The sequence below is a fragment of the Psychrobacter sp. 2Y5 genome, from assembly GCF_051847375.1.
In the GTDB taxonomy this organism is placed as follows: domain Bacteria; phylum Pseudomonadota; class Gammaproteobacteria; order Pseudomonadales; family Moraxellaceae; genus Psychrobacter.
Window position 1 is genome coordinate 14,276 of record NZ_JBPYDA010000004.1, and the last position, 25,343, is coordinate 39,618.

Consider the following 25,343-nt stretch of genomic DNA (forward strand, 5'->3'; position numbering starts at 1 on the left):
CATGGCTGATACCAAAAGCATCTTAACTACGCCTATTTTTGACAATAACCCTATCGGTTTGCAAATATTAGGTATCTGTTCGGCACTAGCTGTGACGACTAGCATGTCCAATGCGATGGTCATGTGTGTAGCGCTGACTTTAGTGACTGCATTTTCGAGCTTTTTCATCTCGATTATTCGCAAAAAAATTCCGTCTAGTATTCGTATCATCGTGCAGATGACTATTATCGCCTCCTTGGTTATTTTAGTCGATCAGGTACTAAAAGCAGTCGCTTATGACGTCAGTAAAGGCTTATCGGTATTCGTTGGTTTGATTATCACCAACTGTATCGTCATGGGCCGCGCCGAAGCGTTTGCCATGAGCAACCCGCCGATTCCTAGCTTTTTGGATGGTATCGGTAATGGTCTTGGCTACTCAGCAGTACTCCTGTTCGTCGCTACAATCCGTGAGCTATTAGGCTCAGGTACTTGGTTCGGTATCACTATATTACAGCCAGTGACTGACGGCGGTTGGTACTTACCTAACGGTCTATTATTACTACCCCCATCAGCCTTCTTTATTATCGGCTTATTTATCGCCATTGTGCGTCTTTGGAAGCCAGAACAAATCGAAGAAGCTGACTTTGTAATGAAGCCGCAGTCTAAAGGCATGGCACATGGAGGCGGTCACTAATGGGACATTATGTTAGCTTATTTATAACCTCAGTCTTTATTGAGAATATGGCGCTAGCCTACTTCTTAGGCATGTGTACTTTCTTAGCAGTATCAAAGAAGGTCTCAACCGCTATCGGCCTTGGGGTTGCCGTTATCGTCGTTATGGCGATTACCGTACCGCTTAATAATTTGCTCTTTCAGTTCATCCTAAAAAGTGGCGCTTTGGCTTGGGCGGGCTTTCCTGATATCAATTTAAGCTTCTTAGGTCTGCTCAGTTATATCGGCTTAATCGCAGCAACGGTTCAGATTCTAGAGATGTTCTTGGATAAGTTCGTGCCTGCGCTTTATAACGCTCTAGGGGTATTCTTACCGCTGATTACCGTTAACTGCGCTATCCTCGGCGGCGTACTATTCATGGTTGAGCGTGATTATAATTTTAGCGAATCTGTCGTGTACGGCGTTGGTGCTGGTTTTGGTTGGGCAGTCGCTATTGTTGCTTTGGCGGGTATCCGTGAAAAGCTCAAATATTCAGACATTCCAGGACCGCTACAAGGCTTGGGCATCACCTTTATTACCGTAGGTTTGATGTCACTTGGCTTTATGTCGTTCGGCGGTATGTCAATTTAGGCACTGAGTATTATTAGCTTAATGAATAATTAGCTTAATGAACTATTAGCTTATTGAACCATTTAACTCATTTATTTGGAAGGGGTTCGAGAGTTACTACAGTCAGCTCTTGACCCCTACCCCATAAATTAAGGATACCTACCATGGATTATGCTACGGCGATTGGTGGCGTTGCTATGTTCACTGTGATCATCATGAGCCTTGTCGCTATTATTTTAGCGGCGCGTTCACGACTGGTCAGCTCAGGGGACGTTACCATTCGCATTAATGAAAATCCTGATAATGATGTTGTCACCCCTGCCGGTGGCAAACTGCTACAAACGCTTGCCAGCGAAGGTATATTTTTATCATCAGCTTGCGGCGGTGGTGGTACTTGCGCTCAGTGTCGCTGCCGTGTGATTGAAGGCGGCGGCTCTATTCTGCCGACCGAAGAGGGGTACTTCACTCAAGGTGAGATTCGCAACCATATGCGCTTAGCCTGTCAGGTCGCCGTCAAGCAAGATATGGAAATCGAGATTGATCCCGAATTCTTTGATGTGCAAAAGTGGGAATGTGAAGTTATCTCTAATGACAACGTTGCTACCTTTATTAAAGAGCTGGTGCTAAAGATTCCAGAAGGCGAAGCGGTGAACTTCCGCGCCGGTGGTTATGTGCAGTTAGAAGCGCCGCCGCACGAAGTACACTATAAAGACTTCGATATCGCTGAAGAGTATAGAGAAGATTGGGAAAAGTTCGGCATCTTTGATTATGTCTCAAAAGTTGATGAGCCAGTAATTCGTGCTTATTCGATGGCCAATTACCCTGAAGAAAAAGGCATCATCAAATTTAACATCCGTATCGCCAGTCCGCCGCCGCGTGGTCCTGCCGGTATTCCACCCGGTCAGATGTCCTCTTGGACATTCAGCCTAAAACCTGGCGATAAGGTCACCGTATCAGGCCCTTATGGTGAATTCTTTGCCAAAGATACTGAAGCTGAGATGATCTTCGTCGGTGGTGGTGCGGGTATGGCGCCGATGCGCTCGCACATCTTTGATCAGCTCAAGCGTCTCAATTCTGATCGCAAGATTAGCTTTTGGTACGGCGCGCGCTCGATCCGTGAGATGTTCTATGTTGAGGATTATGATCAGCTCGAAGAAGAGTTCGCTAACTTTGAGTGGCATGTGGCGCTGTCTGATCCATTACCAGAAGATAACTGGGATGGCTATACTGGCTTCATTCACAATGTATTGCTAGAAGAATACCTCAAAGACCATCCAAACCCTGAAGACTGCGAATACTATATGTGCGGGCCACCGATGATGAACGCTGCTGTCATCGATATGCTGCATAGCCTCGGCGTAGAAGATGAAAATATCATGCTTGATGACTTTGGTGGTTAAGTAAACAAAGTAAGCTTAGAAATATGAATAAAAAAGAGTCTCAATCGAGGCTCTTTTTTTTGGCTAAAACTTGAAGACACTCTCTTTTTCATTTTACAAATTCGAGTAGCAATCTAAGGGTTACTTTTTTATAGTATTGGTAACCACTATTGATGTTTTTTACATTGATAGATTTTTACTGAGTAAGGAGGCTTATGAAAACGAAATTTAAAGACCTAACGATTTGGATAACTGGGGCGTCAAGCGGCTTAGGTGAAGCGTTGTCGATTGCCTTTGCCAAAAAAGGCGCGACTATTATATTAAGCGGCCGTAATGAGGACAAACTAGAACAAGTCAAAAAACAGTGCAAAAAGTCCAAAAACCATCATATCGTCTCTTTTGATATCAGCGATAGCGAGCAGACCAAAGCCGCTTATGAGACCGCTATAAATAAAGCCGGCAAAATTGACTGGCTCATTAATAATGCGGGCGTCTCTCAGCGCTCATTGATCATGGAAACCTCTGAGGACGTTGAGCGCCAAATTATGGAGCTCGATTACTTTGCGCAAACGCGTCTGACGCGTCTGGTACTGCCAGCCATGCTCGCGCAAGGCGGCGGTAAGATTGTGATGATATCTAGTATCGCAGGACTTATAGGTACGCAGTATCGCGGCGCTTATAGTGCCGCCAAAGCCGCTATTCATCTATGGGCCAATAGCCTGCGCGCTGAGCTCTACGATCAAGGTATTGAGGTGGCTACGATATTCCCAGGCTTTATCCAAACCAATGTCTCGATTAATGCTTTGACAGGAGATGGTAGCGCCCAAGGTACGATGGATGATGCGACGAGTAAAGGACTCACTGCGTCCGAATTTGCTAAGCAAGTGGTCAAGGCACTCAGCAAAGATGAAGAATATATCATCGTTGGCGGCCGCCAAGAGAGAATGGCCACTAGAGTCAATCGCTTATCGCCGCCTAAGCTCTATAAGCTGATCCGTAAGTCACAAGTCAGATAGCTTTATCTAGAACGCTTTTATAAGATTAGCCAGATTTCGGCTTATTGCTGTGATTAAAAAAAGTTAGAGGTGTACAATAGGCAAAACCTATTTATACCCCTAATTTTTATACTTATTAAAACCATCCCTATGATAAATTTATTGCCACAAAACACTTCTAAAACCATGAATAAAATCTGTCTTGCTACTATGCGTCTTACTATCAGTACGGCTACCCTATTAAGCCTGAGTGCTTGCCAGCAACCTACCGCAGACTTTAATACCTTGAGCGGTGAGACTATGGGCACTAGCTACCATATCAGCTATCAGCTCCCAGACGGTACTGATGAAACAGCTATTCAGGCTTCCATCGACGAAAGGCTGCAGCACATTAATGACAGCATGTCGACCTATATAGACGACTCGACTATTTCTAAATTCAACCGCTTAGCCGCTAATACGCCTATCACTATCGATGCGGACTTTAGCCATGTGTTAGACGTTTCAAGACAAGTTTATGAGCAGTCAGATGGCGCTTTTGATCCGACGGTGATGCCATTGATCGAGACTTGGGGCTTTGGTAGTACTATGACGGTCGAGCGCTTACAAAGCCCGCCAAGTCAGGTTGAAATTGCTGAGGCCAAAGCCTTAGTCGACTTTGACAGTATAGTACAAGAGGGCGATAGTCTTTATAAAACTAAAGATGGCGTAGGTTTAGACTTCTCAGCTGTGGCAAAAGGCTACGGCGTCGATGCCATCGCTGAGGTGCTAAGACAAGACTATCAGATTCGCAATTATATGGTCGAGATTGGCGGAGAGGTGGCTTCCTCTGGAGTGAACTCACAAACCCAGCCTTGGCAAATCGCTATTGACGCGCCCATTGAAGGCAGTACGGTCACCGAGCGTCAAACTATTGCCGCTATTCGCCAACCCAAATCTTTGGGCAATAAGATGTATCTGGCAACTTCTGGTAACTATCGAAATTCGATAATTTTTGACGATAAACGCTATAGCCATACTATCGATCCGACTACTGGTGAGCCTATCATAGGCGGCGCCCCTTCTGTGACGGTGGCAGCTGACTCGGTGGGACTTGCCGATGCTTGGGCAACCGCGCTCACCGCTATGCCGTATGAGCAAGCACTGGCGAGTGCCGAACAGCATAATATAGCAGCGCTGTTCGTGATATTAGTCGATAATACTGATATTGACGCCGATCGTTTAGAGGACTGGCAGATCGTAGAAACCTCTGCTATGCAAGCGTTAAGAGCGGATAAACCCTCTTAATCGGCCTTATCTGCTATGGTAGTAAAGTATTGATAATAAAACACTTGTGCCAGCGAGCAAGACCAAAACCTGCTATAATATTAACTAATAAAATATAAATGTGAGGTCACGCTATGCTTAGCCAACTCCTGCCAATGCTTGCCATTACTTTTACCGTCTTTGTACTGTTCTTTTTACTCATGGGTATTGGTTATATGTTCAAAAAGCAGCCACTCAAAGGCTCGTGTGGCGGTGTTGCGAACTTGATGGGTGATGAGAGATGCTCGTTTTGTGGTGATGATCCCAATAAGTGTGATTCAGTCGTAGCAAAGCAGCAAGACACTGCTTTAAAAGCCGCTCAATTGGGTAAATCGGTTTAAGCTCTTTTAGTTTTAGTTATGTCTGGTTTTAAGCTATTTGTGAGATTGCAGTCTTGTCTTAGCTAGGCTTTGGTTACCATACGCTGGTAGTACTTCGTCCTCTCCACTCTTATACTAGTGTTAAGTATTTTTAAGATGCTTAACACTTTTTTATTGTGTACGGTTTGCCTATTCCGATTAGTCTAAGTTTTATATCGAACTTTACTGTTTACTGTATTGGTTTTTGACGCTTTATCTTAACCACCGTCTTGGTGGAATTTTTTTTGGGTTATTCTAAAAGTGCTCTTTTGTCAGCCTTTAAGCCATAACCTTTCCTTTTTTCCAATTTTATAGTCGTGCCGCTATGTCTACTCCTGCTAACACTAATTCTCGCTCAGATACTCTAAAACCCAATCACCTACCCTCAGCCAAGTTTACTTTTTGGTTGGTACTGATTGCTATGATACTACTGGCGACCAATATGCGCGCGCCTATTGTGGCGCTTGGTTCTATCGCGCCGGTGGTGCAAGAAGCGCTGGGTATCTCTGAGACCGAGATCGGTTGGCTTGGCGCGGTGCCGATGCTGACTTTTGCGATTGGGGCTTTGATTGCACCTGCTATCGGCAAACGTTTTGGCCTTGAAAATACGCTGATTGCTATGGTGGCACTGCTCACTTTTGGGATGGTGCTTCGTTCTGTGGTGCCCACTTGGCTTGGCTTTTTGAGCGGGACTTTACTGCTGACTCTAGCGATCGGTTTTGCCAATACCTTAGCAGCTCCAGTCATCAAACAGCGCACACCTAAGCATATTCCGCTGATTACGGGGTTATTCAGTCTGACAATGACCGTCTCTGCTGGTATTGTCGCAGGTGTGGTTTTACCTTTATCTGAGAGTATCGGTTGGCAATGGTCGCTTGGTGGTTGGTCATTATTGGGCTTGTTTGCCTTAGTGGCTTGGGTGTTTTTGCGTCTACGTTTGGGCTCTTCTAACCATCAAGCTGCTATTTTACCCTCTCCGGGATCTTCAGAGGTCTCCATGTGGCGCGCGCCGTTCGCTTGGCAAATTGCGGTATTTATGGGGCTGCAATCGCTACTATTTTATACCGTGGCCAGTTTTTTGCCTTCTATTTGGGTCAGTAAAGGATTGAGTCCGGTCGCGGCTGGGCAGATGGGCTCGGTGTTTCAATTTATGGCACCTTTCGCTATTTTAAGCTTAACGTGGCTAGTCAATCGTGGACGTCCGATTCAAGCGCTAGCGATATCTGCATCGGTTCTCAATGTCATCGGCGTCTTAGGAGTCAGTTATTTGACGCCAGATTTGGCATGGCTGTGGTCAGGTCTCATGGGTGCCGGCTGTTCTGCTATTTTCACTTTGAGTATGATGCTTTTTTCCATGCGCACTTATACTACTAACCAATCGAGCGAGCTGTCGGGTATGGCGCAGTTTGTCGGTTATCTACTGGCGTTTTTTGGGCCTTTAGGTACCGGTTGGCTCCATGAAGCAACAGACAGTTGGGATTTGCCATTATTATTGATACTGATATTAATGGTTATCAACGTCGGGCTTGCATGGTTGGTCAGTCGTCCGGTTATGGTCGATGGCAAGAAGGCTTAAGATAGAATTAGCTTGCTTGCCGTAACTTTACCCTTATATTGATTACTCGTTGGTACTGCTAAACTGGTTTGATTGATTCAAGGATAATACTGTTATGAAAAGCAAAACGCTCAGCTTAGTTAACATATCTACTTATAGCTTGATTATCACTATGGTCAGCGCAGGCCTGCTGATAAGTGGCTGCCAAGACAAACCAGAAACTAACGAACCCCAAGCGACTAAAACAACAACGAATGCACCTGTACAAGCTGAAGGTACGAGCAGTATCAGTACTGCTGAGCAACAAGTGATATCACAACCCATCACTATCCTAGCGCTAGGTGATTCACTAACCGAAGGCTTAGGCGTCGAGCGTGATGGTAATTACCCCGCGCAGTTAGAAGCCAAATTAAAAGAAATGGGCTACGTTAACGTCGATGTGGTCAACTCAGGCTTAAGCGGCGAAACCAGCACCGGATTGGTGAATCGCTTGGACTGGGTGACCCAAACCGAGCCTGACATCACCATACTCACTATTGGTGCTAATGATGCGATACGCGGACTCGATGTAGCAACGATTGAAGATAACATTCGCACGGCAGTTAAACATCTACAAGATAATGGTAGCGAAGTGATCTTAGGCGGTATGCAAATTTATGATAACTTGGGCAACGCATACGTACAGTCGTTTTCAGATATTTATCCGCGTATCGCTGAAGATATGAATGTGCCGATGATTCCGTTTTTCTTAGAGGGCGTGGGCGGTGTTAGCGAGTTAAATCAAGCGGATGCTATTCATCCAACTAAAGAGGGTTATACCATCATTGTTGATAATAATATCTTGCCTGTGCTTAAGCCTGAAGTCGATAGAATGCTGCAATCTATGCAAGCAAACTCGCTTACTCCTGTAGAAACGTCTACCACTGAGACTGCGCAATGAGCCTAACAAAAGCTAATAATGTGAATCCTGCCTCTGACCAAGAGGTGCTACTACGCGCCACTGGCTTAACCAAAACGGTCTCAGTAGGCGAGCAATCGCTAGCGATTATCAAAGACGTCAGTATCCATGTCGATGCCGGCGAGTTTGTAGTGATTATGGGTAAGTCTGGCTCGGGTAAATCTACCTTGCTTGGTTTGCTAGCAGCATTAGATTATCCGGATAGCGGCTCGGTTAAATTAGGCGAGCAAACCTTAAGTAGGCTTAATGAAGATAAGCTTGCCGCTATTCGTCAGCGTGATATGGGCTTTGTGTTTCAGTCTTTTCATTTATTGCCGACATTGACCGTGGCAGAAAATATTGCTTTTCCGCTCGATATTGCGCGGCGTCCCGATAATGCGCGGGTCGATGAACTCATCGATGCGGTCGGACTTGGGCATCGGCGTGATAGTTTACCCAATCAATTATCTGGCGGTGAACAGCAGCGTACCGCGGTCGCCCGCGCTTTGGTGTCGCGTCCCAAAATCGTCTTTGCTGATGAGCCTACCGGTAATTTGGACGAGCAAAATGCCGACCAAGTTATGCAATTATTGCTAGATTTGCGGCAACAAACCGGTTCAGCGCTGGTGGTGGTGACGCATGACCCAGCGCTTGCTGAGATGGCGGATAGAGTGATTACTATGCATGATGGGGTGATAGACGGAACTTACGCCAATGGATAAGGTCGCAAAAAACAATCAAACTCGTCATCGTGTCAGCGATGACACAAACGGCGCTAATAGCATAATAAGCCAGCTTTTCGCTTCCACACTAGGCACTAAAGCCCTCACTCGTAGCTGGTGGCGGCGCTGGGTGTATCCCGTTTTATTCTTAATCACTCTAACCCTATCGCTTGCCACTTACCTGACTTTGGATTCGATTCAGCAAGCGGTCAATACCTATATCACGGATAATCAGCGCGCGCTAGTCGGTGGTGATTTGGTACTTGAGAGCAATCAAGAATGGCCGGCGCAAGTATTAGAGCAAGTACGCAGCTTGCCTGATAATCAAGTCGTTTATGACCATCAGTTTAGCTCTATGGCGGTGACCGAAGAGCAAACTTTGCTAGTGCGCATCAAAGGCGTCACTCCTGCCTATCCTTTATATGGCGAGGCACAAACCGCCTCCGGTAAACCCTTATGGCAACAGCTAAGGCCAGACACTATCGTCATCGCGCCAGAGGTGTTACAAGGGTTAAATGCCGATGTTGGCGATACGGTTACCATTGGCGATGGGCAATTTACTATCAGCGATGTGCTGACCAAAGAGCCAGACCGCCCCTTGAGCGCTTTTGATTTTGGCGGGCATGTATTGATGCAAGAGGACGCGCTGGCGGCGACCAATCTACTCGGTCAGCGTAGCCGTGTACGTTATCGTATTGAGATAGCAGGCGACGAGGAAACCATAGCCGCGTTAAATGAGCAATTAGAGCAAACCTTAACCAGCTATCCTAACATCAGGCTCTCCGATATCGATAGCGAGGACACGCAAGTCTCGCGCATCTCTGATAATGTGCTCATGTTTTTAAAATTACTGGTCATCGCGGTATTGCTATTATCGGCAGTCGCTATGTATGGGGTTATTACCGCCTTTGTCACCAAACAGCAAGCCAACAACGCCATCCGTATGGCGATGGGCGAACCGGCCCGTCAAATCAAAGCCAGCTACTATCGGCTGTTATTGGACACCTCCATCATTGCCAGTGTTGCCGCTGTCGTGCTTAGCCTCGGATTATTAAAAATAGGCCAGCCTTATCTCACCGCTATTTTGCCTGAAGACCTTGGCTTAGCGATTAGTCCGCTTAGTATCATTAAAACGCTGATTATCGCTATTATATTGACCTTGGTCATTACCCAACGTGGTCTCAATCCGCTTGGCACCACTACCCCTGCCACCCTGCTCAACCAAGGCGCTAGCCAGCAATCAGGTAAACTGCCCCCTTGGTATAAAGGGTACAAACGCTTACCCCTACTCTGGTACGGGCTGATGTTTATCGGTCTGTATTTATTCTTCACTTATGAAGTCGGCTCTTGGGTACTCTCCGCGCAATTGCTTATCGGTTTGATTGGCTTTGTCGCTATATTTTGGGCGCTGGCACGCGGTTGGCTGTGGTTATTATCACGCTTGGCAAAAAATAAAAACGTCAGCTGGATGCAGCGCATTGCTATTCATAATCTGGCGCGTAAAGGTAATCAATCCGCGCTATTCTTCGTCACGCTATCGCTCTCAGTGGCGGTATTGACCCTGATTACTACTTTAAATCACAGTATCAATGCCCAGTTCGTCAACGCTTACCCTGAAGATGCGCCCAATATATTCTTGCTTGATGTGCAAAGCGAGCAACACGAAGAGATTAATAATATCATTGGCGCACCGGTCAGCTACTATCCCGTTATTCGTGCACGTATCGTTACCGCTGGCGGCGTGGCGGCAGAAGATATCGACGCCGATGACGACTTCGATGAACCGACGCGGGTGTTTAACTTAAGCTACGCCGACACGATTATGGACACCGAATACATCGTCGATGCGGTCACCAATGACGAGCTGTATAGCCCTATCGATGGTCAAGACCTTGACAAATCGCCATTACAACAAGTACAGCCGTTATCTATTTTAGATGGTGCGGCTGAGATGTTAAATGTCGGTATGGGCGATGAAGTGGTGTTTAATATCCAAGGTATTGAGATAACTGGAGAGATTACCAGTATCCGCTCACGCTTTGAACGTGGCCCCAGTCCGTTCTTTTACTTTTTATTTGATCCTGAGCTATTAGCCGCCGCCCCGCAAATCCAATTTGCCACCGCGCATATCCCTGAGGACAGCATCGCCGAGGTGCAAGGACAGCTGGTACGCGAATTCCCTGCCGTCACTACAGTTGATGGCACCGCTATCGCTGAGCAAATCCAAGGACTGGTGCAGCAGATGAGCCGCTTGGTCTATGTCTTTACCTTGCTGGCACTACTCACGGGTATTATGGTGCTGATTAGCTCGCTACTCTCCACTTCACAAGACCGCATGCAAGAGAGCGCCTCGTTTCGCCTACTCGGCATGCAAAAACGTGATTTATACTTGCTTAATATTTTGGAGATTGGCGTACTTGGGGTTAGCGCCGCGGTGTTTGCGATGACGATTGCCAGCGCTGGCTCGTGGTTTGCGATTACCCAGTGGTTTGATTTGCGCTTTAGTGTACCGTGGGCGAATCTGGCTATTGGTGGTGGATTGCTGCTTGCCTTACTGCTGGGTATTGCGATTATTTATGTGAGATTGGTAATTGGGCGGGGGATTATGGCAAGAGTGAGGGCGATGGTTTGAGAAGCGTTAAAAAATTGCATTGCAATTTTAGCTTCGCAAGTAAAAATCCCTTAAAAGGGATTTTTTGATTGTTGAAAGTTTAGTAAGAATTGATGGCGGGTTATTTGTAGCTAATCCTGCTATCCGCTATTATCTGCCAGTCTAGGCGTGAGGAAGGATTAAGTGAAGCACTGCTTCGCCCTGACGCAAGAGAAAATCTATGATTTTCTGTCGTTATCGTTTGAGCCGTTCCTGTTACCTCGAGATCATCTCAAAACGATACGTCCGCAACTCGCTTAGCCCGTCAGGATAATCGTTACTATCAGGGCTGAAACGTGCCTCTGATTTAAACTAAGTATTTAAAATTAGCATCTCAGCACCAAAAAATAGTCTTGATAAAAATGCACATTTACTTTTAATGCTATTAATATCATTAATGTATTTTTTAATATTCTCCTTACCTAATGAATTATTACCTGAATGCTTATTAATGATATAGACCATCTGATTAAACAAACCTTCCCAAGTGTCTTTGTGATACTTTTCATAACTAGATGACATTCTAAAATAGTCAAAATAAACGTTAAAACCATTCAAATCATCTGAAATATTATTAAGGCTGCTAAACTTACTATTTATCTGCCTAGGTTCAGAAAACAAATAAACCAATGTATTATTTTTATTGAAACAAACCGAATGAAGGTCGTCATCAGGTAAAGCACCTATTTCTTTTGCTGTAATCCAAATAGATTCTGAGACCATATTACTATTTCTAAAATTCATATTTAAGTCATTGTGCTTATAAAACCTAGGCGCAACGTAAAACACTGGATTACCACTGTTCTCAAGATGAAGTAATAGGTCATGTTGTTTAGATTTTTTACGTGCATGTAAATGAAATTGATAGTAAGAGTCATTGAACGTACGGTAATGAGTTGCATTAGACCTAGATAAGTAGTCTGATACTTTAAATTGAAAGAAGAATGGTGTTCCCTGTATATTTACTTCAGTATCATAACCACCTGTCCTCCCTTCTTCATACAAAGAAGGAAAAATAGGAGCTACATTGAACGGATGTTTTTTGGCCATTTCGTTAACTAGAGAAAATGCATAAGAAGATTCTGAGAATTCTGGTTTCACGATATTCCTATAGTTAATTTTAAATAACGACAAAACTCCTGTACTCTATAGTCGAAACTATAAATACCATTATATCCAATTTACTACGCTACCTACAGATGTTGTTTTCTAATAGCTATCAGTTAACTTATAACCAGACTGAGTGACTTCATACCAATCACTATTGCTTGTAGGCTTAATAATGTAACCTTCTTCAACTAGTTCTCTTACTGCACCTTCCCACTTTGCTTTCTCTCTTGGTGAGTTAGACACAAGAAAATCTCTACTATTTGTAGTTATTTCTTTTCCGTCCAATGTCTCAAAAACTAATATATACCCGCTTTCATCCAAACTAGCTTCCTTTAACAATTCTTTGGCTTCAATACTTAGCTTAGCAGCTTGATATATACTTAAGAAATTAGTATCTTCCGCATCTTCTTTTTCAAAAAAAAAAGGATCATTATTGATTTTTAACTGTAAGCTAGATGTGAAATTCTCTTTAAAGTTATTAGTATCACTATAAGTATGAAAAAAGGATCTATCATAGTACGATTTTTTAAAAGACTCTAGCTTCTTGTATTGCTCTGTATCTAAAAGATTAGGAGCAACTGGTTTTTCAGAAAAATAAAGCATAGCAGGCTTACCATTCTTAACATGCCTTTCTATTTCTTCAACAGTGCCACTATCATAGCTTGGAGTTTTAGAGCCGAGCCTCGTCCAAAAAATTCCCACTAGTAAATCACTCTTAGCTAGTACTTGTTTATTGATAATTTCTTGGGGATGGGAGCCTACTTCCGAGGAAGCATGTGTATCCCATCCTATGGGTAGTAAAACTATATTGCGATGCTCAGAGTTAATAGCATTCCATTCGTGTATAACCTTTCTTACTATTGCGCGCTCTTCTTCAACATCGCTTGGAGAGGCGATCATTACATTGAACACTTTTGCATTGTAACTCATGGGAAAACCTTATATTGGCATACCGACTGTTGTAGAAATAACTAATATGACTTAACTTACATTTTACTAGTTTTTTCCGAAAAATATGATCTTCCTCAAAAGAATTTAAATACGCATAATTATGCACTAAATATACCAATTTGCTGATAGTTAATTAATTGTTAGTATTACAAACGTTAAAATTTGCACTCTTGACTTAGTTCTTGAAGTGTTTAGCTCTCATGTAAATGTTATTCTAGCATGTGAGAAGAGTTTCAAAACCGCAAGCCGTCGCTATCGTCCTTGATTAACTACCAACTACAAGCGTAAAGCAGGATTAGCTCCAAAACCCCAAGCCCCCAAAACCACAAACCGAAACGCTCGCTATGGATATAGAGGGCGTTTTTTGGTTTATACGCAGGTTAAATATACGAAAGATAAACGGCGATCAGCGCTTGACACCGCGCACATCAAAGCTGGCATTTGCTATACTAGCGCCACGCGAACCCGCACACTCACCTAATCAAACAGTCAGATACTGACAAGCGCACGGTAATCCTATGAAATTCTCTAAGTTTGGTCAAAAGTTTATTCAGCCTACGGGCATCTCGCAATTGATGGATGATTTGGGCGATGCGCTCAAAAGCGATGAGCCAGTCAATATGCTGGGCGGCGGTAATCCGGCGCGGATTGACGCGGTGAATGAGTTATTTTTGGAGACCTATCAAGCGCTGGGTAATGATGGTAGCTTCAATGATGAGATTAATAGTACAGCGACGAGTAGCATGGCGAATTACTCTAATCCGCAGGGCGATGCTGCTTTTATTGATGCTTTGGTGGGGTTTTTTAATCGTCATTATGACTGGAATTTGACGAGTGAAAATATCGCGTTGACCAACGGCTCGCAAAATGCGTTTTTCTATTTATTTAACTTATTTGGCGGCGCGTTCGTTGAGGAAAAAGACTCGGAAGAACAAACCATCGATAAGTCCATTTTGCTACCGCTTGCGCCTGAGTATATCGGCTATAGCGATGTTCATGTCGAAGGTCAGCATTTTATGGCGGTGTTGCCGCATATCGATGAGGTCGCCCATGATGGCGAGGCAGGGTTTTTTAAGTATCGGGTGGACTTTGAGGCGTTAGAGAACTTGCCAGAGCTTAAAGAGGGACGTATTGGGGCGATTTGTTGTTCGCGTCCGACCAATCCGACGGGTAATGTATTGACCGATGAGGAAATGGCGCACTTGGCGGAGATTGCGGGGCGTTACGATGTGCCGCTGATTATCGATAACGCTTATGGCATGCCCTTCCCTAATATTATTTATTCTGACGTAAAGCTAAGCTGGGATGACAATACGATTCTTTGTTTTAGCCTGTCGAAAATCGGCTTGCCGGGAGTGCGTACCGGTATTATCGTTGCTGCGCCTGAGGTGATTGAAGCGGTAAGCGCGATGAATGCGGTGGTCAATCTCTCGCCGACACGTTTTGGCGCTTCTATTGCCACGCCTTTAGTTGAAAACGACGCTATCAAAGACTTATCTGATAACGATATTAAGCCGTTTTACCAGCAGCAAGCCAAAACCGCAGTTGCCCTACTTAAGCAAGAATTAGGCGATTATCCGCTATCGATTCATAAGCCTGAGGGCGCGATATTTTTATGGTTATGGTTTAAGGATTTACCAATTACTACCCTTGAATTGTATGAGCGTTTGAAAGAAAAAGGCACGCTCATTGTGCCAAGCCAGTATTTCTTCCCCGGGGTTGATGTGGATAACTATAAACATGCGCATGAGTGTATCCGTATGAGTATTGCCGCTGATAAAGACACGTTAACCAAAGGGATTGCGGTAATTGGTGAGGTGGTAAGGGGACTTTATGATGAGGCTAAGTAAAGACTTTTAGTTTTAAACGTAAAAAACGGACTAATGAATAGTCCGTTTTTTTATGGAGTAAACATACAGCTGACTCAATCTAAAATTGTTGAATTACTGCTGGTATAAATTTTCCTTGCTTGCTGTGCGACTTCATCACTCCAGAGGCAGCGCAAAATTCATCCCAGCAGTACGTAATTAGTGTAGATAGCTTGTGCTCATCCTACTTAGAAATGGTTATATCAAAACGTTTTTAATTAAGCTCTTTCAATAAAGCCTTAGCACTCATCTTCCCAAAATCATTTGCCGCTAGAGGCCCATCGCCTGAGATAAGCTTTCTATATTGATGCGTTTGTCCTGAAGCGAGTTTATTATCAATAGTAACGCCTAAATCTTCTAACTTATCGGCAAAGTACCACGGCAGTGTTCCGGGCAAATAACCGATCTTAGGCATCTGCTTATCCATTGCGGTCGGAAAGGCAACCATCTTGTAGCCTTTAAAGATAAAGTCGCGCTCAGCTTTATCTGTCTTATCAGAGCTGTCAGGACTCTCTAAATCAGCCGCTAATAACGCCGCAGGTCCGTGACAAATGGCTAAGGTGAATAAATCCTTGTCATAACCCCAGCGTAACAATTCGCCAAGGTTTTTATCTTCAGGCAAGCCCAGCATCGCGCCATGACCACCGGGGATAAAAATAGCGGCGTAATCAGTGCTGTCTGCCATATCGTTTTTGACAAAGTCAGCGATGCTGTTTGGGCTCTCAAACTTGGACTTATACTCGCCATAGATTTGTTTGACGTCTTCATCGTCCTCAGGCATTGCCCACTGCTCGACTTTGACAGACTCGCCTGTTGGAGTAAATACATCGACATCAAAGCCTGCTTTTTTAAAATGCAGTAACGGCACCATCATCTCAACGGGATGATTACCGGTATCAAACTTATTGCCGTTCTCCATGGTCATGTATTGCTCTTCGGTACAGATCATCATGATTTTTTTATTGCCCGTGTACGGATTATCATACTCGGTATTATCGTAGTTGGTTTTATTGGGCGCAGCTATCTTTAGCGAGGATTTGGAAGGCGTATAAGCGCCTGATTCGGTCTCTTGCGGCTCTAAACCTAAAGTATCTTTGGCTTTGTCTAGTAGGTCTTGGATATTCATAGCGACTCCTTTTTAATAGGTTTTTATTATTGATAGTTATGGATAGCCAAATTAATAAACTTGATAGATATATCAATTTGGTTATTGTCTAAGGGTAAAATAACAAACTAAGGAGGCGTTAAGTAGAAGAGAGTTTTTATGTTTAGTAAGCTTTGTAAGGGGTCGGTTGTTAAGTTGCAAGAATTATCTATGTAACAACTAACCACTCTATAAATCAACTTTTATCCTAATATACTGCGTCTGTGCATTGACGCGACCGCCGATCTGCATGGCACTAGCGCTATGAGTCACCGCTAAATACAGATAGCCATCTCTCGCCCAAAATATATCAGCAGGATCAGTGATAGGCATCCAATTTTTAAAGCCTGCACTCATAACAGGGATGATCTCTCTGCCTTTAACTTTATAGAGTCCGAGATCGGTATGACCCTCGTATGGGTTGGCATAAGCTGAGATGATATACCGTTTATTTGGTGAGAGATAAGGATAAGCTGAAAACTCTTGAGTTAAGAACCCTTCAACTTGATCAAACATTTGATAGTTCTGACTCTCCCAACGCAGTACTTCAACCAGATGCTGATCTAAGGCATCTATTTGGCCGATATATCTATACGTTTCGCCATCATCGTCACTATCGATATCTACTAGTTTCAAAGAGTCCTTAACCAGTTGAATGGATATGACGCTATCTTGTTTTTTAATGGCGTTTTTATGTGATAAATAATCGACAGCGAGCGGACGTTTTTTCTCAAAAAAGGCTTTATCTATTAATTCAATTTTAAGATAGTCATTGAGTATTTTGCCAGCTGGAAAAAATTGATCTTTTTTGCCTACTGACAAATGCGTTATTCGATTTAACTCATTAGTATCAAGTAATTTGACAGGTACAGGTGTTGCGCGGGCTGATGGTTTTTTAATGGAGGGGTTTGTCGATTTAATGACATTCTGAACAGCCATTGCTGGCTGATAGCTACCGAGGCAAAGTAGTGAAGCGCTTAATATCAAAAGCACTCTAGTGGCAAAGCGCATATACTTTTTGTAGATAAACATGGCAAAGGCTCCTCTTTTAGGTTTGAGAAACAACCCCATTACTTTACCTTATTTCTATGGTGATAAGTTAAGATCGTTTTTTTAATAATCTAACGGTTGGCGCAGGTGCGGTGGGATGAAAAATCGTTGTCCACTTATTTAACGCAAATAGCACGAAAGGTAGCAAACAAGTATTTATCAAATCATGAATACTGGCCTTTATGTCTATACTTCTTAACTCTGAGATACCCCTTGGCACGATAATATGACGGTTGTCAAAATACTCGCCTAGCAATGCCACGCTAATCACTACCAGTAACGCTAAAAAGGCTCTGATATTCTGACTTTTAATGATAGGGCGTAATATAAGCAAGCTCAGCAGATAGACGCCAACGCCGACGTAGATGTGCAAAGCATCTTTAGCGAGACCGGTTGTCTCAATGATGTTTAGTTTAAAGGTCGTAAAGTCCACTGAGGTTTCCGCGTATGATAGCTAGCAATAGCTGAGGCCAATAATAAACAATAATTAAAAGGTGAGCTACGCTGACTTCAACTCACCTTGCAAACTTATACACTGTTTTGTCTAGCTATACATCCCACTCGACAAAATTCTTGAGCAGTTGCAAACCTGCGGTATGGCTTTTTTCTGGATGAAACTGAGTGGCGAACAGATTGTCTTTGATAATACTGGCACAAAACGGCTGTCCGTAATCGCAAATGGCGGCGATTTGCGATTCATCAGCAGGATCACAATAATAGCTGTGCACAAAGTAAAAGTGCTGATTGTTCTCTATGCCCTTCCATAAGGGATGCGCTAAATCCATATCGGTAATGGTGTTCCAGCCCATATGCGGCACTTTAATGGTTGCGCCCTGCTCGTCCGTCCACGTAGGATCAAAGGCTTCTACCGTGCCGTCTAAAATCCCCAAACAATCGGTGCCACTATTCTCAGCGGAGCGCTCAAATAGCGCTTGCATACCCACACAAATCGCCATGACGGGCTTGTTAAAGATAGCTTCGCGCACTACTTCATCAATACCTGCCTCATGCATACCAATCATACAATCGCGCATCGCACCGACACCAGGGAAGACGATTTTATCAGCGCTAGCGACGACTTTAGGGTCGCTTGTGATAGATACATCGCTGCCGACATTGGCAAGCGCCTTACTCACTGAATGCAAGTTACCCATGCCATAATCTAATAGTGCAATTTTGGTCATTAGAACGCCTCTTTGGTCGATGGCAGCGTATTCAGCGCCCGCTCATCATACTCGCACGCCATACGTAAGGCACGAGCAAAGGCTTTAAAGGTCGACTCGATCTGGTGATGACTGTTTTTGCCTTTAAGGTTATCCAAATGCACCGTCATCCACGAGTGGTTAACGAAACCGTAGAAGAATTCGCTAAATAGATCGACATCGAATTTACCGACGTGCGAGCGGGTAAAAGGGATATCCATATGTAGCCCCGGACGCCCTGATAAGTCAACTACCGCGCGGGTTAGAGACTCATCGAGTGGCGCATAAAAATGCCCATAACGACGAATGCCTTTTTTATCACCGAGCGCTTTATTAAACGCTTGCCCAAGCGTAATACCAGTATCCTCGACGCTGTGGTGATCGTCGATAAAGGTATCGCCCACACATTTGATATCCAAGTCAAACAAACCGTGACGCTTAATCTGATCGATCATATGATCTAAAAACGGCACGCCAGTATCGACGGTTCCTTGACCAGTGCCATCAAGGTTGACCGTACAAGTGATTTGCGTCTCAGCGGTGTTACGCTCAACAGTGGCGGTGCGCGCTGGGCGGCCGTGTAGATTGGAATTTTGCGCTTGATTATTATCGGCAGACATAGCTACTCTCTATAAATAAGGGATGGGGAGTAAATAGATACTGAGGAAATATATATAGGCTTATCATAGCAAAATGCTCTCATGACGGCTATGGTAGCAGGGTAAAGCGAGGCGCTATTTGCCCTAATCTGTTAAAATACTGCCTTAAGTTTTATTAATGACGCTTTTTTAATTGGTTTTATTTGAACTTAATACTGTTAGCACTCATCAGAAAATAGGACATATCATGCCTTTAGAAGCCATCGCGATTAATGATTTAAATGCACCTTTGATAAAAAAGCCTGCTCGCGACAATGAATTAGCAGAGCGTTTGCAAGCCATGTATGACGCTGATGATAACCAGCCTAGCGGCGGGGAGGTATTAAATATCATCGAGAATGGCTTTAAACGTGGGCAATATCTATATGTCGGCATGTTTAATGACAAACCTATCGCGGCGGTTGGCTGTTTCGATGATGGGCAGACAGATAGCCGGCGCTTGCAATATTTAACTGTGCATCAACAAAATAAAGGACGCGCAATCGATGCTAAGTTTATTAAGATGGTCTATGATGCGGAGGTCAAAAAAGGCGTGCGCCAGTTTGTACCCGTTGATAGCGATATCCATCAGATTATGAGCGAGTACGAATTAATCAGGGTCAAAGACTAACTTTTGAATTGAATTTGATTATTTAGCGCACAAAAGATAAAAATGTCTTGACAGCAAGGCGTATATTTAGTTTAATAGCGTCCTCAGCGAAGACGGCTCGATAGCTCAGTCGGTAGAGCAACGGATTGAAAATCCGTGTGTCGGCAGTTCGATCCTGCCTCGAGCCACCATTTCGTTGACCAAATCTAGCTTTTAAGTAAGCAACTAAAACCTCAGACGTTCGCGTTTGAGGTTTTTTTATGGCTGTTTATATGATGCTATCTTATCTTAAAATATTTTGGCTATTTTGAGCGATCTAAAGCCTGCCTCGCAGCAACACTTCACAGCGCTCGTTAGAGTCTAGGTTATAAACGGTAGCGCGATAGTCGATACCGTGACGCCCGTCAAAAAACACCACATTATCCCCTACAGCCATATAACAAAACTTACGCGCATCATAGATGAATCCATCGATCACAAAGGCTAAATCGCGATCTACCTCGGTAACGGTATAAGCTTCGCCTTCAGGTATCAACCGCTCAAACCAAGCGCCATGAGCACTCGTGAAGCTCAGCGTGCTAAGTAATATCACTAAAAATGATGTCAAAAACAGCGGCGAAGCTTGATGGCTAATGGTTGGTTTTTGCATAACAGCTCATCCTGTTAGGTTAAATAATACGGTTTTTGAGTACTGTTAAATTAAATATCTTTGCTTTGGGACTAATGTTAACGCTTTATTATCACGCTTGCATAACATTTCTGTGCTGTTTATTGGCTCGGCGTGGTTAGTATACTAGCTTTGACTAGTTGCTAAGAGGAAGGCTGATGAGAGAGTTTGATTACGATTTGGATTATGCAAATTTAGATTTACGAAAAAACCCCGAGCTCTACCGCGTGGGTCGCGGCGAGCAAGGCGTACTATTGGTTGAACCGTACAAATCAGAGATTTTACCGCACTGGCGCTTTGCTACCCCTGATATCGCTCATGAGAGTAGCGAGACTATTTTTCAGATGTTTTTAGACTACTTAGCGGACGATGATTTTGTTGGCGCTGATATGGCGCGTAAATTTATTCAAATGGGCTACACTCGTGCCAGACGCTACGCCAATCATAAAGGCGGTAAAAAATACAAAGGCCCCGTGCCCGATGACAAAAAAGGCCAAAGCGGCGCTCATGGTCGCGAAGAGCTCCCACGTCAAGAGGAAGATCCCGTTAAGGCAAAATCGGCGCGGATATTTAAAGCTAAATGGGACGAGTGCCGCGAGAATAAAGAGTATCTCAGAATGAAAAAGGAACACCGCGCGCGTTATAAAGACGTTGAGTAACTTAAGTATATCTAACTGAGTATTTTTCAACTTTTGTTATGCTAAAGTGGCACCACTAAAAGCCGTTTTTAGCTTCTTTGAATGAACAATACGCCCTAATAATGAGTAAAAATTTATGCAGAATAAGCAGCTTTTGATTTTTGATTTTGATGGCACTTTGATCGATAGCGTTCCTGATTTGGCGACAGCGATTAACATTATGCTTGAGCAGCTAGGCTTGCCCACCTACTCACTTGAAACTATAAAAGGTTGGGTCGGTAATGGCTCACGGCTACTAGTAGAGCGAGCATTGGTTGGCAAGACAGACATTGCGGAGGGTGAGCTTACTGCAGCAGAGGCCGATCATGCTGAGCAGCTGTTTTTAGAAGCTTATAGTAGTCTTAAGGTTAGCAGAACAGTTGCTTACCCGAATGTCGATCGTGGACTAAGAGCGCTACATGATGCAGGGTTTACCTTAGCATTAGTGACTAATAAGCCCATTCGTTTTGTACCCAAAATTTTGCAGTCATTTGGTTGGCAGGAGTGGTTTGTAGAGGTATTAGGCGGTGATAGTTTGTCTACCAAAAAACCTGATCCGGCGCCACTATTTCATGTTTGTGACAAGTTAGGAGTTATGCTTGATAAAGCGGTTATGATAGGCGACTCAAAAAACGATATCTTAGCCGGACAAAATGCTGGCATAGATACCCTTGGTCTCTCTTATGGTTATAACTACGGTCAAGATATTCGCGACTTCCAGCCGACGCAAGCCTTTGATGACTTTGCGACTTTGACTCGCTACCTTTTAGACAAAAAAGAGCTTTGATATGACTGTACCTAGTGATATTACTATCGCCCAAAATGCAACCTTATATCCTATAAAAGATATCGCCAAAAAGCTAAACCTATCGATAGATAACATCGAGCCTTATGGTCATTATAAAGCGAAAATAAATGCAGGTGAGGTACTGAGCACCCCAGCTAAAGCTAAAAGCAGCAAACTAATACTAGTCACAGCGATCAATCCGACGCCCGCAGGCGAGGGCAAAACTACTGTGACTATTGGCTTAGCCGACGCGCTTAATCGTTTACACAGACAAAAAGACGATGGCAAATTAACGACCGTAGCCTTACGCGAACCCTCGCTAGGGCCAGTATTTGGGATGAAAGGAGGTGCGGCTGGCGGCGGTTACGCGCAAGTGCTACCGATGGAAGATATTAACTTGCACTTTACTGGCGACTTTCATGCTATCGGCGCGGCCAATAACTTATTAGCGGCACTGATTGACAATCATATCTATCAAGGCAATGCGCTCGACATTGATCCTAAGCAGGTGTTCTGGCGCCGTGCCATAGATATGAACGACAGGCAACTACGTAATATTATCGGTGGCTTAGGCAAACGCACTGACGGCGTTGCCCGGGAAGATGGCTTTGATATTACTGTAGCCTCTGAGGTGATGGCTATTTTTTGTTTGGCGACGAATTTGAATGATTTAAAACAGCGTTTAGGCAATATTTTAATCGCTTTTGATACAGATAAGCAGCCTATCTATGCTCGAGACTTGGGCGCGCAAGGTGCCATGGCAGCGTTGTTAAAAGAAGCGATCAAGCCTAATTTAGTACAGACTATAGAAGGCACGCCAGCCCTTGTACATGGCGGCCCGTTTGCCAATATCGCTCATGGCTGCAACTCAGTTATCGCTACCCGCGTGGCGCAGCATCTAGCGGATTATACGCTTACCGAAGCTGGCTTTGGTGCCGATTTAGGTGCGCAGAAATTCTGCGATATAAAGTGTCGCCTATCAGGCCTAACGCCCGATGCGGCGATTATCGTCGCCACTATCCGCGCGCTAAAATACAACGGCGGCATCAAAAAAGATGCGCTCACCCAAGAGAATTTATCAGCACTTGAGCAAGGCTTGCCTAATTTATTTAAGCATATCGATAATATGCAAAATGTCTATGGTCTACCAGTCATTGTCGCCATCAATCACTTTGTCAGCGACACTGATGCTGAGGTGGAATTAGTCAAACGAGCTTGCCAAGCAAAAGGCGTCAAAGTTGCCTCAACTCAAGTCTGGGAAAAAGGCGGCGCTGGCGGTGAAGTGCTAGCGAAGGCTTTACTAGAAGTGCTCGAGACTCCAAAACAGCAACCCAGCCAGTTTCGGTTTTTGCACGATAGCGATAATAGTATTGTGGATAAAATTCGCACGGTGGCTCAGCGTATTTATGGCGCTACCGATATCGATATCAGCTCCCTTGCGCAGTCCAAGATACGCCAGTTAGAACAATTGAATGTAGATAAAATGCCGATTTGTATCGCTAAAACTCAGTACTCGCTTAGTGACGATGCCAAGCTACTTGGCAGGCCAACTGGCTTTAGGATTCAGGTGCGTGATATTAGTATCTCTAACGGCGCCGGCTTTATCGTAGTGATTTGTGGCCCTATTATGAAGATGCCTGGCTTGCCTAAACACCCTTCGGCTGAACGTATCGATGTTGATGATACAGGTAATATTACCGGATTGTTTTAAATACTAGAGGCTGTATAGCCATTGATAAATACTGATTAGCAAAATGTTAAATTTATTTGGACTCTGTAGGCTGGCGCTTTTAGCCCAGCCCCGTACTTTTGCAGGATTTTAAGCTAGGCTAAAGCCGCAGCCTACGTCAACTAGGTTTTTTTAATAATTTATTTGCTTCGATAACTGAGCGCTTCAGATACGTGGGCGCTAGTAATATCGTGACTGTCTGCCAGATCAGCTATAGTACGCGCCACTCGTAATACCCGATGATAACCACGCGCCGATAGGTTCAAGCGCTGCTGCGCCATTTGTAACAGCTGCTGCTCACTCTCGCCTAGATCCACGTATTCATCGAGCTCACTAGGACTTAGCTCATTGTTCGCTTTATTCTGTCTGGTGATTTGCCGTTCATTGGCAGCCGTGACCCGCTCCCTAACTGCTTCTGAGCTCTCCCCTCGACTCCTATTCTGCAAGTCAGCTATAGGGAGCGCCGGTACAGTGATATGCAGATCTATACGGTCTAGCAGCGGCCCTGAGAGCTTATCTTGATAGCGCTTAATCTGCTCAGGACGACAGCGGCAGCGATTAGAGGCGTCACCATCGTAGCCGCACGGACATGGATTCATCGCCGCCACTAGCTGAAAATTGGCCGGAAAGGTCATCTGCGAATTAGCACGGCTGATAGTAATTTGCTTAGCTTCTAATGGCTGACGCAATACCTCGAGCACGCTGCGCTCAAACTCAGGCAACTCATCCAAAAAAAGTACACCTTTGTTGGCTAATGTTATCTCGCCAGGTTTTGGACGAGAACCGCCGCCAACGAGTGCTACTGCTGATATGGTGTGATGCACTTGCCTAAAGGGGCGTGTGCCATAATCATAATCGCTATCGGCGACTGAATAAGTACTAGCCACTTCTAGCGCATCTTCAGCGCTTAAGTCTGGCAGGATAGTCGGTAGACGCGACGCCATCAAAGTCTTGCCAGAGCCTGGCGGCCCAGTGAATAGTAGCGAATGCCCGCCAGCCGCCGCTATCTCAAGCGCTCGCCTAGCATGATGTTGGCCTTTGACATCGGCCAGATCGACTTTATAACCTGCTCGCTTTTGCGTAATGCTAGGAATGACGACCTCTAAACGCTCAGCGCTTGCGTTTGGATCTGCTAACGACTGTAAGTGTTTACATACCGCCTTTAGGCTTGTAGCGCCTAGCACCTCGACCCCTTCAACGCGGCTAGCTTCCATGCCATTATCAATAGGCACGACTAATTGCGTGGACGGATTTGCGGCTATCTTGTCTGCTGACATTTGCGTTTGCGCGACTTTTGCAGTCTTTGCTGCTAAAGCTTCTGCTCTTATCGCTCGAGCCACTGCTAAACTGCCCGTTACTTGCCGTAATTCACCATTGAGCGCCAGCTCGCCGATAAACTCAAACCCTGATAACACTTCCGGCTCAAGCTGACCACTAGCTGCCAAGATACCGATAGCAATCGGCAGATCAAGACGCGCGCCATCTTTTGGCAAGTCAGCAGGTGCAAGATTGATCGTTAAGCGCCGATTAGGAAACTGAAAGCCGGAATTCAGAATAGCGGAGCGTACCCGATCCTTACTCTCACGTACCGCCGCTTCTGGTAAGCCAACGATAGTAAGCGCAGGCAAGCCTTGTGATAAATGTACTTCTATGATCACTTTTGGCGCATGTAGACCGACGACCGAACGGGTATAGACTTGCGCAAACGACATGAGCGTTTCCTAACAGAAGGGAGGTTTTATAATAGA

At 44.5% G+C, this 25,343-nt stretch carries 24 protein-coding genes and 1 tRNA gene; 16 read left to right on the plus strand and 9 right to left on the minus strand.

Annotation, left to right across the window (positions count from 1 at the left end; translation table 11 throughout):
- The first annotated feature begins 1 nt into the window (after position 1).
- From ACS8E3_RS05190 to ACS8E3_RS05235, 10 genes are all read left to right on the plus strand, one after another.
- Positions 2 to 673 carry an NADH:ubiquinone reductase (Na(+)-transporting) subunit D gene (locus ACS8E3_RS05190; RefSeq protein ID WP_439241959.1) on the plus strand — a complete coding sequence of 224 codons (672 nt, stop codon included), beginning with the start codon at positions 2 to 4 and terminating at the stop codon, positions 671 to 673.
- Positions 673 to 1,281 (plus strand): NADH:ubiquinone reductase (Na(+)-transporting) subunit E, encoded by a 609-nt coding sequence (nqrE, locus tag ACS8E3_RS05195; protein WP_025645220.1) that lies wholly within the window; start codon positions 673 to 675, stop codon positions 1,279 to 1,281. Before ACS8E3_RS05190 ends, nqrE begins: the two co-directional genes overlap by 1 nt.
- A gap of 143 nt (positions 1,282 to 1,424) precedes the next feature.
- Positions 1,425 to 2,660: an NADH:ubiquinone reductase (Na(+)-transporting) subunit F gene (gene nqrF, locus ACS8E3_RS05200; RefSeq protein WP_439241961.1), complete on the plus strand. Its 1,236-nt coding sequence runs from the start codon at positions 1,425 to 1,427 to the stop codon at positions 2,658 to 2,660.
- A gap of 194 nt (positions 2,661 to 2,854) precedes the next feature.
- Complete coding sequence (locus ACS8E3_RS05205; RefSeq protein ID WP_439241963.1) at positions 2,855 to 3,655, plus strand: SDR family NAD(P)-dependent oxidoreductase; 801 nt, start codon at positions 2,855 to 2,857, stop codon at positions 3,653 to 3,655.
- A 165-nt stretch (positions 3,656 to 3,820) separates the two neighbouring features.
- Positions 3,821 to 4,921, plus strand: a complete 1,101-nt coding sequence (locus ACS8E3_RS05210; protein ID WP_439242394.1) for an FAD:protein FMN transferase — start codon at positions 3,821 to 3,823, stop codon at positions 4,919 to 4,921.
- A 113-nt stretch (positions 4,922 to 5,034) separates the two neighbouring features.
- Positions 5,035 to 5,280 carry a (Na+)-NQR maturation NqrM gene (nqrM, locus tag ACS8E3_RS05215; protein WP_439241965.1) on the plus strand — a complete coding sequence of 82 codons (246 nt, stop codon included), beginning with the start codon at positions 5,035 to 5,037 and terminating at the stop codon, positions 5,278 to 5,280.
- A gap of 343 nt (positions 5,281 to 5,623) precedes the next feature.
- Entirely contained in the window at positions 5,624 to 6,874 is a 1,251-nt protein-coding gene (locus ACS8E3_RS05220) for an MFS transporter (RefSeq protein WP_439241967.1), read from the plus strand.
- Between the two features lie 94 nt (positions 6,875 to 6,968).
- On the plus strand, positions 6,969 to 7,793 hold the full coding sequence (locus ACS8E3_RS05225) for an arylesterase (RefSeq protein ID WP_439241969.1): 825 nt from the start codon (positions 6,969 to 6,971) through the stop codon (positions 7,791 to 7,793).
- Complete coding sequence (locus ACS8E3_RS05230; RefSeq protein ID WP_439241971.1) at positions 7,790 to 8,512, plus strand: ABC transporter ATP-binding protein; 723 nt, start codon at positions 7,790 to 7,792, stop codon at positions 8,510 to 8,512. Before ACS8E3_RS05225 ends, ACS8E3_RS05230 begins: the two co-directional genes overlap by 4 nt.
- Complete coding sequence (locus ACS8E3_RS05235; RefSeq protein WP_439241973.1) at positions 8,505 to 11,144, plus strand: ABC transporter permease; 2,640 nt, start codon at positions 8,505 to 8,507, stop codon at positions 11,142 to 11,144. The genes ACS8E3_RS05230 and ACS8E3_RS05235 overlap by 8 nt, the downstream gene beginning before the upstream one ends.
- A gap of 330 nt (positions 11,145 to 11,474) precedes the next feature.
- Here the strand turns inward: ACS8E3_RS05235 and ACS8E3_RS05240 are convergent, their stop codons facing one another.
- Together ACS8E3_RS05240 and ACS8E3_RS05245 are read right to left on the minus strand one after the other, a co-directional pair.
- The gene (locus ACS8E3_RS05240; protein WP_439241975.1) at positions 11,475 to 12,263 is read right to left on the minus strand and encodes a hypothetical protein; all 789 of its coding nucleotides are present in this window, start codon (positions 12,261 to 12,263) and stop codon (positions 11,475 to 11,477) included.
- Between the two features lie 108 nt (positions 12,264 to 12,371).
- The gene (locus ACS8E3_RS05245) at positions 12,372 to 13,202 is read right to left on the minus strand and encodes a DUF4062 domain-containing protein (protein WP_439241977.1); all 831 of its coding nucleotides are present in this window, start codon (positions 13,200 to 13,202) and stop codon (positions 12,372 to 12,374) included.
- 539 nt (positions 13,203 to 13,741) lie between these two features.
- Between ACS8E3_RS05245 and ACS8E3_RS05250 the strand changes: the two genes are divergently transcribed.
- Positions 13,742 to 15,073, plus strand: coding sequence for a valine--pyruvate transaminase (locus ACS8E3_RS05250; protein ID WP_439241979.1), 1,332 nt, complete (start codon positions 13,742 to 13,744; stop codon positions 15,071 to 15,073).
- A gap of 232 nt (positions 15,074 to 15,305) precedes the next feature.
- Here ACS8E3_RS05250 and ACS8E3_RS05255 read toward each other — a convergent pair whose 3' ends face one another.
- From ACS8E3_RS05255 to hisB, 5 genes are all read right to left on the minus strand, one after another.
- Positions 15,306 to 16,217: a DJ-1/PfpI family protein gene (locus ACS8E3_RS05255; protein ID WP_439241981.1), complete on the minus strand. Its 912-nt coding sequence runs from the start codon at positions 16,215 to 16,217 to the stop codon at positions 15,306 to 15,308.
- A 207-nt stretch (positions 16,218 to 16,424) separates the two neighbouring features.
- Entirely contained in the window at positions 16,425 to 17,267 is an 843-nt protein-coding gene (locus tag ACS8E3_RS05260; protein ID WP_439241983.1) for a hypothetical protein, read from the minus strand.
- A gap of 67 nt (positions 17,268 to 17,334) precedes the next feature.
- On the minus strand, positions 17,335 to 17,718 hold the full coding sequence (locus ACS8E3_RS05265) for a hypothetical protein (protein ID WP_439241985.1): 384 nt from the start codon (positions 17,716 to 17,718) through the stop codon (positions 17,335 to 17,337).
- Positions 17,719 to 17,833: 115 nt separating this feature from the next.
- Positions 17,834 to 18,469 carry an imidazole glycerol phosphate synthase subunit HisH gene (gene hisH, locus ACS8E3_RS05270; protein WP_439241987.1) on the minus strand — a complete coding sequence of 212 codons (636 nt, stop codon included), beginning with the start codon at positions 18,467 to 18,469 and terminating at the stop codon, positions 17,834 to 17,836.
- The gene (gene hisB / locus ACS8E3_RS05275) at positions 18,469 to 19,107 is read right to left on the minus strand and encodes an imidazoleglycerol-phosphate dehydratase HisB (RefSeq protein ID WP_439241989.1); all 639 of its coding nucleotides are present in this window, start codon (positions 19,105 to 19,107) and stop codon (positions 18,469 to 18,471) included. The genes hisH and hisB overlap by 1 nt, the downstream gene beginning before the upstream one ends.
- A gap of 226 nt (positions 19,108 to 19,333) precedes the next feature.
- On the opposite strand from hisB, the gene ACS8E3_RS05280 reads away from it, so the two are divergent.
- Both ACS8E3_RS05280 and ACS8E3_RS05285 read left to right on the plus strand, forming a co-directional pair.
- A complete protein-coding gene (locus ACS8E3_RS05280) occupies positions 19,334 to 19,756 on the plus strand; it encodes a hypothetical protein (protein WP_439241991.1) in 423 nt (140 codons plus the stop codon).
- Between the two features lie 94 nt (positions 19,757 to 19,850).
- Positions 19,851 to 19,926, plus strand: a tRNA-Phe gene (locus ACS8E3_RS05285).
- 125 nt (positions 19,927 to 20,051) lie between these two features.
- Here ACS8E3_RS05285 and ACS8E3_RS05290 read toward each other — a convergent pair.
- A complete protein-coding gene (locus ACS8E3_RS05290; protein ID WP_439241993.1) occupies positions 20,052 to 20,384 on the minus strand; it encodes a hypothetical protein in 333 nt (110 codons plus the stop codon).
- Positions 20,385 to 20,560: 176 nt separating this feature from the next.
- Between ACS8E3_RS05290 and ACS8E3_RS05295 the strand changes: the two genes are divergently transcribed.
- The 3 genes from ACS8E3_RS05295 to ACS8E3_RS05305 all read left to right on the plus strand — a co-directional run bounded on the left by ACS8E3_RS05295 (position 20,561) and on the right by ACS8E3_RS05305 (position 23,577).
- The gene (locus ACS8E3_RS05295; RefSeq protein WP_439241995.1) at positions 20,561 to 21,061 is read left to right on the plus strand and encodes a DUF4385 domain-containing protein; all 501 of its coding nucleotides are present in this window, start codon (positions 20,561 to 20,563) and stop codon (positions 21,059 to 21,061) included.
- A 115-nt stretch (positions 21,062 to 21,176) separates the two neighbouring features.
- Positions 21,177 to 21,866, plus strand: coding sequence for a phosphoglycolate phosphatase (locus tag ACS8E3_RS05300; RefSeq protein WP_439241997.1), 690 nt, complete (start codon positions 21,177 to 21,179; stop codon positions 21,864 to 21,866).
- Between the two features lies 1 nt (position 21,867).
- The gene (locus ACS8E3_RS05305) at positions 21,868 to 23,577 is read left to right on the plus strand and encodes a formate--tetrahydrofolate ligase (RefSeq protein WP_439241999.1); all 1,710 of its coding nucleotides are present in this window, start codon (positions 21,868 to 21,870) and stop codon (positions 23,575 to 23,577) included.
- Positions 23,578 to 23,735: 158 nt separating this feature from the next.
- On the opposite strand, the gene ACS8E3_RS05310 is transcribed toward ACS8E3_RS05305, so the two are convergent.
- Positions 23,736 to 25,307 (minus strand): YifB family Mg chelatase-like AAA ATPase, encoded by a 1,572-nt coding sequence (locus ACS8E3_RS05310; protein WP_439242001.1) that lies wholly within the window; start codon positions 25,305 to 25,307, stop codon positions 23,736 to 23,738.
- Positions 25,308 to 25,343: the final 36 nt, after the last annotated feature.